This window comes from Leptospira selangorensis (assembly GCF_004769405.1).
Taxonomy (GTDB): Bacteria; Spirochaetota; Leptospiria; order Leptospirales; family Leptospiraceae; genus Leptospira_B; species Leptospira_B selangorensis.
Window position 1 is genome coordinate 129,710 of sequence record NZ_RQES01000012.1, and the last position, 15,541, is coordinate 145,250.

The window sequence follows — 15,541 nt, forward strand, 5'->3', positions numbered from 1 at the left end:
TTAAGCCGGCTTTGTCGCGTTCCACGGTTCTCCCACCAAGAATATACGGATTTCGCCGAAAGTTTTATGCTGGCGGATGGATACAATTCTCTGTTTGCAGAGCTCCAACATTGCCAGAAAGACGGCTACTATCTCGGCTTTCTCCGGCTTGACCGTAGAAAACAATTCTTCAAAGGAGATATCCGAACGTTCGACGAGCAGTTCGGAAATGGTACCCATCTTTTCCTCGACAGAATACCTGTGGGGCGCGGTAAGTAAAGCGGGAATCTCAGCTTCGTCTTCCCGTTTTTCCAAGATCTCATTAAATGCGGAAATCAGGTCTAAAAGGCTTAGATCCAGCCAGGACTCGGACTCGTCTATAACCTGGTTGGTCTCTCTGGAAAATACTCCAGCCTGGACCTTATCCACATCCCCCATTTTCTGGGCGGTTAATTGGAATTTTTTATGTTCTAGAAGTTTTTCGACCAGTTCAGGTGGAAGAGGAGGATCATAATCTTCTTCTTCGAAACCTGGATCGGGTAATAATGCTTTAGATTTGAGATAAACTAAATTAGCGGCCATAAGAGCGTATTCCGCTCCCATGTCTATATGAATACTTGCAGAAATCTTAATGAAGTTTAGAAAGTCTTGGGTGATTTGAGAAAGGGATACTTCAAATATATCCACCTTATAACTTTCGATAAGAGACCAGAGAAGACTTAAAGGTCCCTCTGTAATACCACCTTCGGAATTGTTCCATTGAACTACGAAGGATTGTGTGGCGTTTTCTCTCTCCATCTCTTTATGAATTCAGTGCTTTTTCTGCCGCCTGTTGCAATCTTTCAGGTGAGAAAGGTTTTACTACGAAATCCTTCACTCCCATCTTGATCGCTTTCGCAAGAAGTTCTTCCTGACCAAGAGCAGTTACCATGATGATACGTGCTTTCGGATCTAATTTAAAAATTTCCTGGGCTGCTTCGATCCCGTCTTTTTCTCTCATGGTGATATCCATGGTGACTAGATCCGGCTTGATCGCTTTGTACTGATCAACAGCGATATTTCCGTTTTCGGCCTCGCCGACGATCTCATGCCCTCCGGCGACGAGTGCGTCCTTCACCATGGTCCTCATGAATTTTGCATCGTCTACTACGAGAATTCTGGCCATAATTTTAGTTTCCCCTTTCTTTAAGAATGGAAAGTATCCTTGATGTTATTGCGCTTACTGGTTCTACGAACTGAACCCCACCCATTTCGATGGCTTGGCGATTCATTCCGAAGATCACGGAGCTGTCCTCGTCTTGGGCAACAGTAGAAGCTCCAGTCTCTCTCATTCTGAGAGTCGCTGCCGCTCCATCTTTTCCCATGCCGGTCATAATTACACCGACTAAGGCGCTCCCGTATTCCCGGATTGCGCTGTCGAATAAAACTTCGACTGAGGGCCTGTGTCCATTTACCAACGCTTCCCTACCTAAGGCAATCCATTTACGTCCTGCCTTAGATTCGATCTTCAAATGTGCATCACCCGGCGCCACGTAACCTGTTCCGGGGCGAACTTCTTCTCCGTCCTCGGCTTCCTTTACTGTGATTTTAGAATGATCATTTAAACGAGAAGCAAAGGCTTTCGTAAAACCCACAGGCATATGTTGTACGACGAAAATTGGTAGATGAAAATTCTCCGGAAAATCAGAAAAAACAGTCTGTAATGCCTTCGGACCACCGGTCGATGTCCCAATACAAACCGCTTCTACGGTTTTCTTTTCATCTTTGAAAATTTTACTTTTGACCGTTTCTACGATTTTTTTGGGATCAAGCCCCGCATGACTTGGTCGTAAACTATCGAAATAAGCGAGTATTCTATTTTTGAGAACTGTTCCAATTTCTTCCGGATTAAATTGATTACTAGAAGAAGGTTTCGGAACGAAATCTATGGCTCCGTATTCTAATGCTTTGAAAGTTGCATCCGCTCCGTGTTGTGTCAAAACGGAAAGCATCATTACCGGAATACCCAATTTTCGTTTCTGCAGTTCTTGGAGTGCGGAAAGCCCATCCATCACAGGCATTTCCACATCTAAAATTACAATATCAGGTCGCAGTTTTGTCGCAAGTTCAATACAATCCACTCCGGTTTTACCCGTAGCTATAACTTGGATCCGACTTTCTTTTTTGATCTGGTCCGAAATAATATTTCGCACCAAGAGAGAGTCGTCTATAATCACGACCCGAATCGACCCGTCCGCAGGTGTTCCTACCACGACAAAATCCTAGTGTTTAAAATTTCGGAAGCAAATCCATGAGTTCATCAAAGTCCGGAAGGAATAAAAGTACTCCTAACAGGTTGTTTCCCTCATGATTAAATTCAGTGAGCATACTTAAGAACTTAGTTCTTTCCGGTTTAACTACATCCAAAACTTCTAAGAAGGTTCCTTCCACAAGTTCCGGAACATCCGGCATCACACCCACTTTCGCCTTATTGGAAATAGAGTTCAAAACGGAGGCACAAACAATGTTTGCGATCTCAGACAGAACACTTCTAGTATCATCATCCAAAGCATCTCCGCTCGGATTAGTATCTAAAAGTTCTCTGGCAAGATTTTTGGCATTCTCTCTGGAGAACATCATAAGCATGTTCCCGTTCAGATCTCCGGTCATTCTGACCTTCATTCCGTAGAATTTATCGTCAGAGAAACGGATCTCGGAAGCCAAACCTTCTTTATCATTCATGATAATTTCAGGAATAAACAGATCCACGTTCCTATTCAGGATCTGGGAAAGTACCATACCGGCATTCATCATACCTGTGTTTACCACGGATTCGATCTTCTTGATCTGTTCCTTGCTCAGGTTTCCGGTGAATTCCTTAGAGTGGGAAACGGACATCATTCTCTGTTTTTTCTGCTCTAAGAAACCTTCTATAATATGATCTGCTCTTTTTCTTTCTTCGTCGGAAACCGGAGAATCGGAAATCAACTCGTTGATATGAGATCTGTAAGCCTCTTCCATTCCTTCTTTTTTAGCGGCAGGTCTTTCCAGAACCGCAGTATTGGAAGAAAGTTCGGAAGGAGTTTCCGTAGAAGTGATCAATTTTTCCTCGGAAGGTCGGATCTCCATAGTGGTCTTGATCGGAGTGGAAGAAATTTCTCTTTCGAGTTCTTCTTTTGCTACGATTACCTTTTTGGATTCTTCCGATTTTTTACGTTCGCTCTTCTTGCGACGCTCTCTCTCACGAGTAGTGATCTCATGTAATTTATGGTTATAAACGTTAGTAGGGTTAGAAGTTTTTTGAATATACTTCTCTTCTTCCGTTTCGATGGTTCGGATCGTGCTGATACGTTTCATCGTTTCGAGATGATAGTTCACATATCTCGCATTCTCTTCCAACTCTGCGGCAAATTCCACAAGTCCCGGAATATCTAGAACCATAATAATGGTTCCATCTCCCATGATGGAAGCTCCGGTAAGTCCCTTGATATTTTTGAAGTTTTTCTCCAAGGACTTGATGACCGTCTCGTGTTTTCCTACGAGTTCATCCACCATGAAGCCTAACTTGCGGCCTTTGTATTGAACGATAACGACCGGAAATTCTTCTCTGTCCGTTTTGTCCTGAAGTCCCAAGATACGATTCAATCTGTAGATAGGAAGAACCTCTCCTCTCAAATTGATGATCTCGTTTCCTTCTAGAGTAGTGATCTGTTCGTTGTTTACCTTGATTGTCTCGTTCACTTCCGAAAGAGGGAAAGCGTAAACTTCTTCTTCCATTACGATCAGGATAGAAGGAATAATCGCAAGCGCCTGAGGGAAGGATAGAACGAAAGAAGTTCCTGATCCTTTCTGAGATTGGATCAGGATTTTACCTTTGAATTCTTGGATGAGGCTATTCACCACGTTCATTCCGACACCACGACCAGAAATATCTGTGATCCTGTCTGCGGTGGAGAAACCCGGAGCAAAAATGAATTGGTAAATATCACTTTCTTCTAAAGCAACTGCGTCGGTTTCGGAAACGAGCCCCTTCTCAATTGCTTTTTTACGGATCTTGTCCAGATCCAATCCGCGACCATCGTCACGGATCTCTACCATAATATTGCTACCGCCTTGGTAAGCGTTCAACTCTACTATACCGGTCTCAGGTTTACCTAATCTTCTTCTTTCTTCAGGAGGTTCGATACCATGATCCACAGAATTTCGGATCAAGTGAAGAAGTGGCTCTCCTAAAGCATCGATCACTTTTTTATCGAGCTCGGTAGACTCTCCATTTAAGACCAGGTCCACTGTTTTGCCGGTTTCTAAAGAAAGGTCTCTGACCAAACGAGAGAAACGACGGAATACTGTAGAAATCGGGACCATCCGAATATTCATAATACCGGATTGAAGTTCTTTGGAGATACGATTGATTAGATCGATACGACCTTTGAGTTCGTTGAACAATTGGTCATCCCCGAATGTGCGGAGAAGATCATCATAAATTTTTTGGAAGCCGGAGTTAGTGATTACAAGCTCGCCCACATTATTCATGAGCTGGTCCAATTTGTCGGAGGATACTTTAATACTTTTTAAAGTAACTTTAGCCTCAGTGCTTCTTTCTTCCTCATCCAGTTGGTAGGAAGAAGAAACTCCGGTTTCAGAATAACCGCTGAGTTTATATTCCTGGATCATCAGGTTTTCTACCATGTCCACGTTTGCGGCCTTGGTAAGTTCTTCTTGGGATTCGGAACTTACGATCAGGATAGAAAGATACGGAGCCTCTGTCCCATTTTCCAATTCTTCCGCGCTAGGTTTAGTGCGAAATACTTGGCCTAAATTTTTCAGGTTTTGGACAATAAGAGTATAACGTAACCCTTTCATCGGGGAATCTTTTTTGAGTCCCACTTTTAAGAGCCAAGTTTTTCCGGATCCGTTACGAAGGATTTCTTCGATCTCTTTTTGATCATCCGCATCTAGATCAATTCCGTTGCCTTGAACTTCTTCTTGTTTAGCAACTGGAGCAGCAGATTGAGAAACGGATCTTGCAGAGCCGCTCGGAGCGGAAGCAACGTCAGGATTTTTTTCGTAAGCTTCGAGTCTTTGGATCATATCCGTATAAGGAGTATCCACTTTTTTGCCGGAAGCAACATTCACGATCACGTTCTTAATCAGATCAAAACATTGGAAAAGTAAATTCACTAAAGATAGATTAACTGCAAGTTTTCCATCTCGGATACTTTGGAGAAGATTCTCCATTTTATGAGCGAGATCAGAAAGGTTATATAATCCAACGAAAGCGGCCGAACTTTTTAAAGAGTGAGCCGCGCGGAATATATCATTGATGGTTTGAGGATCGGATTGGTCCTTTTCCAGTTTCAGAAGGTTCGCATTTAGTTCTTCTATCTGATCTTCGGATTCTTCTAAAAAGAGTTCCGTGTATTCGCCAAGTACTCCTGCCATTTACGCTTCCTCCCCTGCATAATCCATTACCTTGGAAAGATTCAAGTTTAGGATCAGAGATTCTTCGAACTGGCTGACTGATTCTATAAGTTCGCTATAATTTACGCTCAGGTCTTCATCCGCTTGGCTGACCTTATCTTTGCGGATCTTAACCACCTGTTTTACCGAGTCTACAAGGAGCCCTGCCCTTTTTTCTCCAGTAACAACTACAATGATCCGAGTGGAAGGAAGAATATCACAAAAACCTAATCCAAAAAGTTCCTTCAGATCCATGATAGGAATGATCTCACCTCTTAAGTTGATCACTCCTAATATAAAACCTTCTACATTAGGAATTCTTGTAATAGGTACCGGTTTTAGTATCTCGTGGATATACAGAATATCGATCCCGAAAATTTCCTTATCCACTTCGAATGTGAGAAATTCCTGGATGGTATCCAGTTCTTTTTCTTCTTGGTTTTGTTCCGCGTGGTTGTTTTTATCTATGGTTTTCACCGGTTCTCCGCCACTTACTCTTTCAAAACGGAAACTTTGGGCACAAGTTTCCGGCTTAGTACATTGTCGACACGGAGCCCCCTGAAAAAGAAACTCCCTATCAAATTATCCGACTGATTTTTCTCCCATTTTCCCGGGAAAGCAATGGTTTTTTTTCTCCGTAATCACTGTACCTGCTTTCAGATCGTGGGGTTCTGCGGAAAAATCGCAAGGGTATAGGTCCTCAAAAGAAAGGCCAATCATTTTTTCGGAAAGGATATCCTTTAAAGAACGATCGTAAAAACCCTTGCCCCTTCCGAGCCTTGCCCCCTCCCCATTCCAACCCAGGGCCGGCACTATAATCCAATCCGCATCTTCCGGTTTTAATAAACCTTCTCCCATTGGTTCCAAAATGCCAAATGCACCCGAGTTAAATCCGGAACCTAGTTTAAATTCAAGTCCTGAATTTGTTACTTTTGGAAAAAATATGTCCAAATCTAAACTTCCTATCTGTAAAGAAGGGCCTAACGGTAGAAAAGGAGAAATTTCAAAATCATCAGCTACATAAGAAATGATTTTTAATTGGGTAGAAGATGAAAAATGTCTCAGAAATTCCAGAAGACTTGCGCGGATACTTTCTTCTTTTTCTTTCCTGGAAGGAACTTCCAAGAGAAGGGATTTAATTTTTTTTCTGGCTTCCGATTTAGAAACCAAATCAAAGATCTCCGATCAAACCTTCTTCCAAAAGAGTGATCAATTTTTTGGTCTTTTCTTCCGCTTCGGGAGAAGAAGGTCCTGATTCGCTGGTTTGATTTTTGGATTGTTCCAATTCGTCTGCGAAGTTTAAAGCGGCAAGCACCGCGAGTTTCAATTTAGGTGCGTTAGGCATTCCCAATTGTAACTCACGGACTTTTCGGTCCACCAATTCGGCTAGCCTATGGATATACTCCGGATCGGTATCGCCTACAATGGTATAGTCGTCGCCCAGTATACGAGCTTTGACTCTTTCACTCATAAAAATTACTTAGGATCGTCTTCGATGACTAAGAAGTCGTCGTCTTCGTCCGCATCGAATACACTGATAGCGTCATCATCATCTTCGATAATGATATCATCATCGTCAGCGGAAACAGGACTGAAGTCGTCGATCGGTTCATCAGTGATAATGATCTCGTCGTCTCCTCCGGAAGAATCGGAAGATTCAGTTAGAACGGAAATATCATCGTCCTCGTCATCCAGAAGAATGATCTCATCGTCTTCGTTAAAATCTTCGTCGGAAGAATCTCTAACTACTGATGGAGCAGAAGAAGCCGCTGCGCCCGCAACAGCACCGGCTGCCGCGCCTGTAGCAAAAGAAGAACTTGAACTAGGCTTAGGTGAAGAAGAAGTAGAGGAAGATCCGCTGCCGGATGCAGGAAGACCGTCTAAACGTCCCAGAAGTTGATTGATCTTAGCTTCGAGTGCACGTTCTCTTTCTTTAATTCCTTCCAACTCTGCGTTTGCTTTTTGGAGTTGTTCGCGGAGAGAAGAAAGTTCTTTTTCTTTCTCTTCCATCGCCAGTTTCATCTGGTCATTTTCCGCGCGAAGAGATTCGTTTTCTGTTTCCAGGCGACCGTTTTCCGCCCGAAGGTCGCCAATGAGTTCGAGTGCTTTTAGGACTTTGCTCTCGAGCTCCTCAATTGTCTCCATAGTTAACATAGTGCGAACCTCATTCCCCTTTATCGGAGTGGTTTATTTTGTAAAATTACACTTAGAGCGAAATTCCGCCTAAATAGTTTCGACCTGCCGCATTGGCAAAATCCATCCCATTTTTCATCTTTCTCAAAAAGAGAAAAACCTTTTTTTCTAAAAACAAAGAAAGCCCGTAGAATTACGGGCTTTTTCAGGCGGGGAGATCCGAAAAATCGGACCTTCCTAAGGGCGAATATTGATTACGCCGCTACCTTGATTTTTTCAACTAAAGCGTTGAAAGTTTCTTTGTCGCTAAACGCAAGTTCTGCAAGGGCTTTTCTATCCAAAGAAATATTGGCTTTTTTCAATCCGTACATGAACTGAGAATAAGAAAGTCCAGCTTCACGAGCTGCAGCATTAATACGGATAATCCAAAGTTTGCGGAAATCACGTTTTTTAGCTCTTCTGTCTCTGTACGCCCACTGACCAGCTTTCATTACCGCGGATTTCGCAGTTCTGTAAAGTTTGGATCTCGCTCCTCTAAAACCTTTTGCGGTTTTTAGGATTTTTTTACGACGATTCTTGTGTATGGTTCCGTTTGTTGCGCGTGGCATTATCGAACTCCGTAAGGCATGAGTCTAACGATTGCTTTCCAATCCGCATCCACTACCAAAGTCATTCCTCTAAGACGACGACGTCTTTTAGGTCCTTTTTTGGTAAGAATGTGACGGGTGTTCATACTCTTCCGTTTTATTTTATTATTTTTGGAAAACTTGAACCGTTTAGCTGCGGCTCTATTTGTTTTAAGCTTAGGCATTTCCCCTACCTCGATAATTCCTGAATATTTACTCTATTGCTTTGCAGCAAGAGGTGTGATAACTACAACGATTTGGCGGCCGTCTAACACTGGTTCTCTTTCCGGAGTACCGACCGATTTCAAATCTTCTACCATTCGATTGACTACATTCATCCCGAGTTCGGAGTGCATCATTTCACGACCGCGGAAGCGAAGGCTGACTTTAACTTTGTCACCTTTTTGAAGAAACTCCACAGCGTGGCGTTTTTTAATATCGTAATCATGTTGTTCGATCCTTGGACGGATCTTCACTTCTTTCACGTTGATTACGTGTTGTTTCTTCTTAGCTTCCTTACTCTTTTTAAGTAGTTCGAACTTATATTTACCGTAATCGATGATCTTGCAGACATGAATCTCTTGGTCACCAGATACTTCTACCAGGTCCAAGTTTTCTTCTTTAGCGCGCCGTAAAGCTTCGTCAAAAGAAACGATCATTACACCGTCATCCGACACCAATCTTACCTGGGACACCCCTGTAATTTTCTCATTAATTCTATGAGTAAATAGCTTATCGGTGGGTTTCGGTTGAGGCCTCTTCTGCATTCAATCTCCGGTTTTTTCCAATTTTTTGGCTAGTAGGCTAGCTTTCAAGCGATTTTCTCTACGGATAGCCTAGTTCATCAAGTAGAATTTAGTTCAAAGTCCTTCTGAGACTTCCTTTTCCAATAAAGAACGGAACTCGGAATAAGACATAGAAATTGTTTCTTCCGAGCCTCGTTTTCTGACCGCAACAGTGCCGGAATCCTTCTCCTTTTGGCCCAATACCAGAAGGTAATTGGCTTTTTTCAGAATAGAATCTCGGATCTTGGCGCCGATCTTCTCATTTCTGAAGTCGGCTTCCGCCCGGAAACCGGAATCAATCAGATTTTTCAAGATCTCGGATCCGTATTCCTGCACATTTTCAGTTACGGTTAGAACGCGTATTTGGTTCGGAGAGAGCCAAAGCGGGAACTTACCTTCGAAATGTTCTATTAGTATCCCGATAAATCTTTCCAAGGAACCGTAGATTGCTCTATGAACCATGACCGGTCTTTTTTTGGCTCCGTCTGAATCGGTATAATCCAACTCGAAACGATCCGGCATGGAGAAGTCTATCTGAACAGTCCCGCATTGCCACATTCTTCCGATAGAATCCTTTATATTAAATTCTATCTTAGGTCCGTAGAATGCACCTTCTCCTTCTTTGATCGCGTAAGGAATTCCTCTTTTTTCCAAAGCCTGCTTGAGAGCGTTGGTTGCAAATTCCCAATCTTCGTCCTTACCTTGCGATTTTTCAGGACGAGTAGCGATATAAGTTTTGAATTCTTGGAATCCAAACTTCTTATACACATTAAAAGTGAAGTCGATGATATCCAACACCTCTGTTTCCAGATATTCCAAAGGTGCATAGATATGTGCATCATCTTGGGTGAATGCTCTTACTCTGAAAAGTCCATGAAGAACTCCATGTAATTCATGACGATGTACACTTCCTAATTCTGCAAATCTAAGAGGAAGTTCTCTGTAAGAGTGAAGATGGTGTTTATAGATCAAACTACAACCAGGACAGTTCATCGGTTTGATCGCGAACTCTTCTTCGTCGATCGAAACAAAATACATGTTCTCGTTGAAATTATCCCAGTGACCGCTTCTTCTCCATAACTCGGAAGAAAGTACAGCAGGAGTTTTGATCTCTTGGTATCCACGTTTGGCACATTCTTTACGAATATAATCCGCTAATGCATTCCAAAGAGTAGTTCCTTTAGGATGCCAGAAAGGAAAACCGGGAGCTTCCGGTTGGAAGGAGAATAGATCCATTTCTTTTCCGATCTTTCTGTGATCTCTCTTCTTTGCTTCTTCCATTTGGAAGGTATACTCGTCCAATTCCTTCTTACTTGGAAATGCGATCCCGTAAATTCGGGTGAGCATACGATTGTTCTTATCCGCTTTCCAGTAAGCGCCGGAAAGTGCAGTCAACTTGAATGCTTTCAAAAATCCGGAACGAGGAATATGGGGCCCTCTGCAAAGGTCGAACCATTCTCCCATTCCATAGATAGAAACTTTGTCGTCGGGAATTTGACCGACGATCTCTACCTTATAGTTCTCTCCCATTTTTTCGAAAACGGAGATTGCTTCTTTTTTATCCCAGACTTTGCGGAAAACTTCGTGGTCGTTATCCACGATCTTTTTCATCTCCGCTTCGATCTTCGGAAAATCTTCCGGAGTGATCACAGTTTCTGTAAAATCGATATCATAATAGAAGAAGCCTGGTCCATTTTCGATCACAGGACCAACGGTTAATTTCGCGTCTTTGTATAAATTCTGGACCGCCATTCCGAGCAAGTGAGCCGCGGAATGTTGGAAGGTTTCCCAACCTTCTTTGTCCTGGAAGGTCAAAACTTCCAGCTTAGGTGTTGTGTTAGGGGTGGTTGTGGAATCAATGGTCCGGCTCAAATCCAAAACGTTTGTGCCATCCAAGCGGACTGCTAACGCCTTGTTCTTTAAGAACGGAAGTTGGGATTCTATAAAATCCTTATATGAGGAACCGGAGGATACTTCTTTAGAACTTCCATCCGGTAAGATAAATTTGACTGACTGATTTTGAACTGCCACAGCTACCCCTGCTTCCATTCCGTCGATACACGGTTTTTTTCGCAAGCGTCTTAGAGTTCCTATAAAATTCTGGGTGATTCCACTTGACCCTTGCCTTCGGTGCGAAAGCCTGTCCTTAATGAAAGCGTTCTTGGTTTTAGAAAACGGGGACGTATACGAAGGTGAGTCCTTCGGCTACGAAACTGAATCCGTCGGGGAAATCGTCTTTAATACTTCCATGGCGGGTTACCAGGAAATTCTCACCGATCCTTCCTACGCCAACCAAATCGTAACTCTCACTTACCCGATGATCGGGAACTACGGGATCCATCCTGAAAATATGGAGTCCGGAAAGATCCAAGCTTCCGGGATGATTGTGAAGGAATATGTGGATCGTCCTTCCAACTTCAAAGCCCAAAAGACATTATCTCAATTTCTAAAAGATTATAAAATTCCCGGGATCCAAGGAATCGATACTCGAAAGTTGACCCGCTTTATCCGCACGAACGGCTCACCTAATGGCGGGATCTTCGTTGCAAATGAATACTCTGATTCTTTTTTAGCACAAGTGAAGAAGTTCCCGGGAATTGCAGACGCAGACCTCGCGAAAGTCGTCACCACTGATAAAAAATACGAGTTCGGATCTGGCGCAGGAAAAAAATATAAATTAGCAGTTTATGATTACGGCGTGAAAACGAATATCCTTCGACTCTTGGACGCAGCGGGTTTTGCGGTTTCCGTTTATCCTGCGCAAACTCCTGCTTCTGAAATCATGAAAGATGGTGTAGACGCTTTCTTCCTTTCGAATGGTCCAGGAGACCCCGCGGCTTGCACGTACGCGATCGATTCTACAAAAGCTATATTAGAAAATAATTATCCTCTATTCGGGATTTGTTTAGGACATCAGATCATTGGTCTAACCTTAGGGAAAAAGACTGAAAAAATGAAATTCGGTCACAGAGGCGGAAACCAGCCTGTGAAAAGTTTGGAGACCGGCAAGGTGGAGATCACTTCACAAAACCATGGCTTCGCTGTGGTTGCGGAGTCTTCCGAAAAAGAACCGATCTCTTTTATTAATCTAAATGATGATACCGTAGAAGGTATTTTGAAATCGGGTTATCCTCTTCTGTCGGTTCAATACCACCCGGAAAGTTCTCCAGGTCCGAATGATAGTAGATACTTATTCCAGAAGTTCTACGATTTAGTGGATTCAACTAAGAAGAAATAAGCTCCAGGCGTGTTGGAATTCCAACAAAGATCCACCTTGCCAGGCTGGCTACTTCAGTTTTTCCAAATACTTAGCAAGATTGCCGATATGTTGTTTAGCACCTTCAATTGCACCAAATTTTTCATTCACTCTTTCTAGTTCTTCTTTGCTCGGGAAGATCTGTTCCATTGTAAGATTTGTGCCTTCTCCCACTTGTTCGAATATAATTTTTGATTCGAAATGAACATCGTGATCACCTTCTCCATCTCCAAGATGTTTGTAGAGAATATGATGAGACTCTTTAATATCAGTGAATTGGATCTTATTCTTATAATCATGTCCATCCGGCCCATGCATGATAAATTCCCAAATCCCGCCGTTGGTAAAATCCATATGTTTGGTAGTTAATGTAAATCCGTCCGGTCCCCACCATTCTGCAAGATGTTCCGGCATTGACCATACCTCGAAGAGAAGTTCTGCAGATACATCGAAGTATCTTTTGTAAATGACCTTGTTACCTTCTACAATTGTTTCCACGTTATTTCTTATCATGGGCTCTCTCCTTTTTGACTTTCAATACGTATCGATCCAACTTATCCAGGCGTTTATTCCATAGATCGATTATATCCAATAACCAATCTTCCATTTCATTAATGCTTGATCCGTTTAAGCTATAGATACGTTTTTGCGCTTCCTTCTTCATGTTAAGGACTTTGGCACTTTTTAAAATTTTCAAATGATGAGAAATGGCAGGCGGGCTTATTTTAAAATTTTGCCCGATCTCGGTTGAAGTAAGTTCTCCATTTTTGGCCACCAATCTCACTATTTCCCTTCTTGTATCATCTGCAAGGGCGGCAAAAGCATTCATAATCCATTATTTAAACGATTATTTAATTAAGTCAATATTTAATTAAATGCTTATTTAAATAAATACGTTGCTTTAGTTTAGGATAAGGAAGAATGGGATATCTGAAATGTTGGAATTCCAACACGGATTCTAAGGTTAGGATCCGGTTGACGAAGGGAGGATTTTGTGATAAGCGGGAATGAACTCTCCCACGGGCCACTCCCCCCACCCAAAGCTGGGAGGGGGCGGTTTTGAACCCAATGTAGGAACTCCTACAATATTATCCCGATAAACTATATCAGGATTCTTCTATCAGTTCCAACATTCTTTCTTTCTCTCTGGTATCCGCAGGATAACATAGAGTTTGGTTTGCTGTGGAAGTCTGGAAGTCTTTGTTCTTTCTATCCAATTCTACAATTCTGTTTCGGATCTTACGGACTACGATCTGGGTCTCTTCTCTATCTTTTCCGTCAAGGACGACTACGTATTTTCCTTGGCCCACTCTATAACAGTAATCCGTTTCTCCCAAATTTTCCTGGATGGATGCTCTGAGTTCTTCACAGTAATGAGCGAAAAATCCTGCACCCTTAATGCGAACCATTCTGGTTGCATTTTGGACCTTGAAAACGGTAAGACTAAAAGGAGTTCCTATTTTAGAAGACCTTGAGATCGCTTCGTCAATTCTTGATTCAACAGGACTGAATGGATCTCTGAATACGGCATCTCTTTCTTCTAACATTAATAAATTAGAAAGTACTGGAGAAGCGATCTCTGAAATTCCTACTGCAGTTTCTCGATCCGTATCTGTCCAAGGCCTTTCTGTTTCGTGAATGAATAACATCCCCACAAGCCAGTTCAGATTTAAGAACGGAAGAATATCGAAATCATGCATGAGTCCGATCTCATCGTTGGATAATTGAGATAATAGTTCCGGATTTTTTCTAAAATTCGCAATCCTGAATACGCCAGGAACATTGGCAACTATCCCAACTAAGTTGGAATCCAATCCTAATCTGAACTTTCCGGAGGTATCAGGTGTGAGTAAATTTGTTCCGAATACTTTGTATTCTTTTCTGGTACTTCTATCCAAAAGTAAGAAACTCCAACGTCTTAGCCCGAGTTCTTTTTTTAATACTTCTACAAGATAGTCGTATGCCTCGTCCATATCTCGGACCCCGGCCAGGTCTCTTGCAGTTGCAAGTATCCTTTCGTTACTTTTGACAACCTGATTCAATCGATCATTTTCTTGGTGAAGAGCTTCCAGGTCCATGATCCTTCTCAATACGGATCCGGCCATTTCCCCTACGATCTTCAAGAACTCTAAGTCTTCGATCGTGTAGTCTTCACCCTCAATCGTTTTACTTAATATTATAATTCCATAAAACTCATCATAACTGCGGATCGGGACGAGCATTTCTGCTTCTGTTTTTTCCAGGATTTCCTTTTCTTTTTTAGGAGGAGAATGTTTTAAGATCTCTTTCGCATATACTACGGAAGGAGTTTTTAATGCTGCCTGATAACTTTCATCCCCTACTTCTAAAACCCAATCAGGATCCGCTCCTATTCCTTGGGCCTCCACAACTCTGAGCACATCATATTCTCCATTTGTAGAAGAGAAAACTACGATAGATTCGGCCCCGATCTGTCCTTGGATGGAAAAACTTAAGTTTTCGAAAAAGTTCGTAAAATCTTTGGATGAGGAGATCTCTTTAGAAATTTCAAATGCGGATAAATAGTTCTCCAATTTTTTGCGAGAAGCAATCTGCAAATCGATAGGCATCGTAGAATAATCTGAATCGTCATCGAATAAGAACTGAGCATTTTCCGTATCGCTTTGCTCTTTGCTAAAAGGACGAGTTGCTTCTTGATTAGCCTGGTTCTCAGCATCCTTAACCCAATCATCGAATGGATCCTTAATAGCATCCGGTTTAGGCAGGCCCGAAGGGATTTTCTCTTCTTCCTTTACTTCTTCCGCCTTGGATAATAATCCTTTGTTTGGAGTTTCCTCAGGAAGATCTCCGAAGTCTGCTCCCAGATCCGAATCTTCTAATCCTAATCCAAGATCAGGATCCATTTCAAAATCTGATTCTTCTTCCGAAACAGAACCGAAGTCAGCAGAAGAAAGATCAAAATCGCTGCTTGTATCTTCTCCAAAACTTTCCTCACCGAAAGCGGAATCGGGAAAAGAAACTTCTGCATCCGAACCGTCCGCGCCAAAATCGATATCTCCGAAATCTGCGGAAGGTGAATCGAAACTAAAATCGTCTTCGGAGGAAGTGGAAGCAGTTGCAGGTTCGAAATTAGTAGGATCTTCGTAAGCGGAGGCCGCCTTCTCTTTTCTTCCGCCAAAATCCATAGCCTTTTCTAAAAGACCTTTGGCACGTACTGCCATGGATTTTTTTAGAAGAGAAGGTTTTTCCTCTCCGGAGACTGCCACCGAAGAGGAAGAGGTTTTGGCTCCGGATTCTAAATTCCCGGAACGAATAAGACGAGTGACCTTGTCTAATAGACCCAT

The 15,541-nt window shown here is 42.4% G+C and carries 16 protein-coding genes; 1 reads left to right on the plus strand and 15 read right to left on the minus strand.

Going from position 1 to position 15,541, the window contains the following annotated elements; genetic code table 11:
* From EHO58_RS08660 to thrS, 12 genes are all read right to left on the minus strand, one after another.
* Positions 1 to 777: a segregation and condensation protein A gene (locus EHO58_RS08660; RefSeq protein WP_135628630.1), complete on the minus strand. Its 777-nt coding sequence runs from the start codon at positions 775 to 777 to the stop codon at positions 1 to 3.
* A 4-nt stretch (positions 778 to 781) separates the two neighbouring features.
* Positions 782 to 1,144: a response regulator gene (locus EHO58_RS08665; protein WP_008594408.1), complete on the minus strand. Its 363-nt coding sequence runs from the start codon at positions 1,142 to 1,144 to the stop codon at positions 782 to 784.
* Between the two features lie 4 nt (positions 1,145 to 1,148).
* Positions 1,149 to 2,231, minus strand: coding sequence for a protein-glutamate methylesterase/protein-glutamine glutaminase (locus EHO58_RS08670; protein WP_135628631.1), 1,083 nt, complete (start codon positions 2,229 to 2,231; stop codon positions 1,149 to 1,151).
* 16 nt (positions 2,232 to 2,247) lie between these two features.
* Positions 2,248 to 5,400 (minus strand): chemotaxis protein CheW, encoded by a 3,153-nt coding sequence (locus tag EHO58_RS08675; RefSeq protein WP_135679665.1) that lies wholly within the window; start codon positions 5,398 to 5,400, stop codon positions 2,248 to 2,250.
* Positions 5,401 to 5,886: a chemotaxis protein CheW gene (locus EHO58_RS08680; protein ID WP_411550349.1), complete on the minus strand. Its 486-nt coding sequence runs from the start codon at positions 5,884 to 5,886 to the stop codon at positions 5,401 to 5,403.
* 114 nt (positions 5,887 to 6,000) lie between these two features.
* Entirely contained in the window at positions 6,001 to 6,588 is a 588-nt protein-coding gene (locus tag EHO58_RS08685; protein WP_135628633.1) for a 5-formyltetrahydrofolate cyclo-ligase, read from the minus strand.
* A 1-nt stretch (position 6,589) separates the two neighbouring features.
* The gene (locus tag EHO58_RS08690) at positions 6,590 to 6,889 is read right to left on the minus strand and encodes a cell division protein ZapA (RefSeq protein WP_135628634.1); all 300 of its coding nucleotides are present in this window, start codon (positions 6,887 to 6,889) and stop codon (positions 6,590 to 6,592) included.
* Between the two features lie 5 nt (positions 6,890 to 6,894).
* A complete protein-coding gene (locus tag EHO58_RS08695; RefSeq protein WP_135628635.1) occupies positions 6,895 to 7,572 on the minus strand; it encodes a hypothetical protein in 678 nt (225 codons plus the stop codon).
* Positions 7,573 to 7,805: 233 nt separating this feature from the next.
* Positions 7,806 to 8,159, minus strand: coding sequence for a 50S ribosomal protein L20 (gene rplT / locus EHO58_RS08700; protein WP_008595819.1), 354 nt, complete (start codon positions 8,157 to 8,159; stop codon positions 7,806 to 7,808).
* A complete protein-coding gene (gene rpmI, locus EHO58_RS08705) occupies positions 8,159 to 8,362 on the minus strand; it encodes a 50S ribosomal protein L35 (RefSeq protein WP_010514334.1) in 204 nt (67 codons plus the stop codon). The genes rplT and rpmI overlap by 1 nt, the downstream gene beginning before the upstream one ends.
* A gap of 33 nt (positions 8,363 to 8,395) precedes the next feature.
* Positions 8,396 to 8,944, minus strand: a complete 549-nt coding sequence (infC, locus tag EHO58_RS08710) for a translation initiation factor IF-3 (RefSeq protein WP_100722938.1) — start codon at positions 8,942 to 8,944, stop codon at positions 8,396 to 8,398.
* 93 nt (positions 8,945 to 9,037) lie between these two features.
* Entirely contained in the window at positions 9,038 to 11,011 is a 1,974-nt protein-coding gene (thrS, locus tag EHO58_RS08715; RefSeq protein WP_135679831.1) for a threonine--tRNA ligase, read from the minus strand.
* A gap of 100 nt (positions 11,012 to 11,111) precedes the next feature.
* Between thrS and carA the strand changes: the two genes are divergently transcribed.
* A complete protein-coding gene (gene carA, locus EHO58_RS08720; RefSeq protein ID WP_135679666.1) occupies positions 11,112 to 12,200 on the plus strand; it encodes a glutamine-hydrolyzing carbamoyl-phosphate synthase small subunit in 1,089 nt (362 codons plus the stop codon).
* Between the two features lie 48 nt (positions 12,201 to 12,248).
* On the opposite strand, the gene EHO58_RS08725 is transcribed toward carA, so the two are convergent.
* From EHO58_RS08725 to EHO58_RS08735, 3 genes are all read right to left on the minus strand, one after another.
* Entirely contained in the window at positions 12,249 to 12,731 is a 483-nt protein-coding gene (locus tag EHO58_RS08725) for an SRPBCC family protein (protein WP_135679667.1), read from the minus strand.
* Complete coding sequence (locus EHO58_RS08730) at positions 12,718 to 13,047, minus strand: metalloregulator ArsR/SmtB family transcription factor (protein WP_135628638.1); 330 nt, start codon at positions 13,045 to 13,047, stop codon at positions 12,718 to 12,720. The genes EHO58_RS08725 and EHO58_RS08730 overlap by 14 nt, the downstream gene beginning before the upstream one ends.
* A gap of 277 nt (positions 13,048 to 13,324) precedes the next feature.
* Positions 13,325 to 15,541 (minus strand): GAF domain-containing protein, encoded by a 2,217-nt coding sequence (locus tag EHO58_RS08735; protein WP_135679668.1) that lies wholly within the window; start codon positions 15,539 to 15,541, stop codon positions 13,325 to 13,327.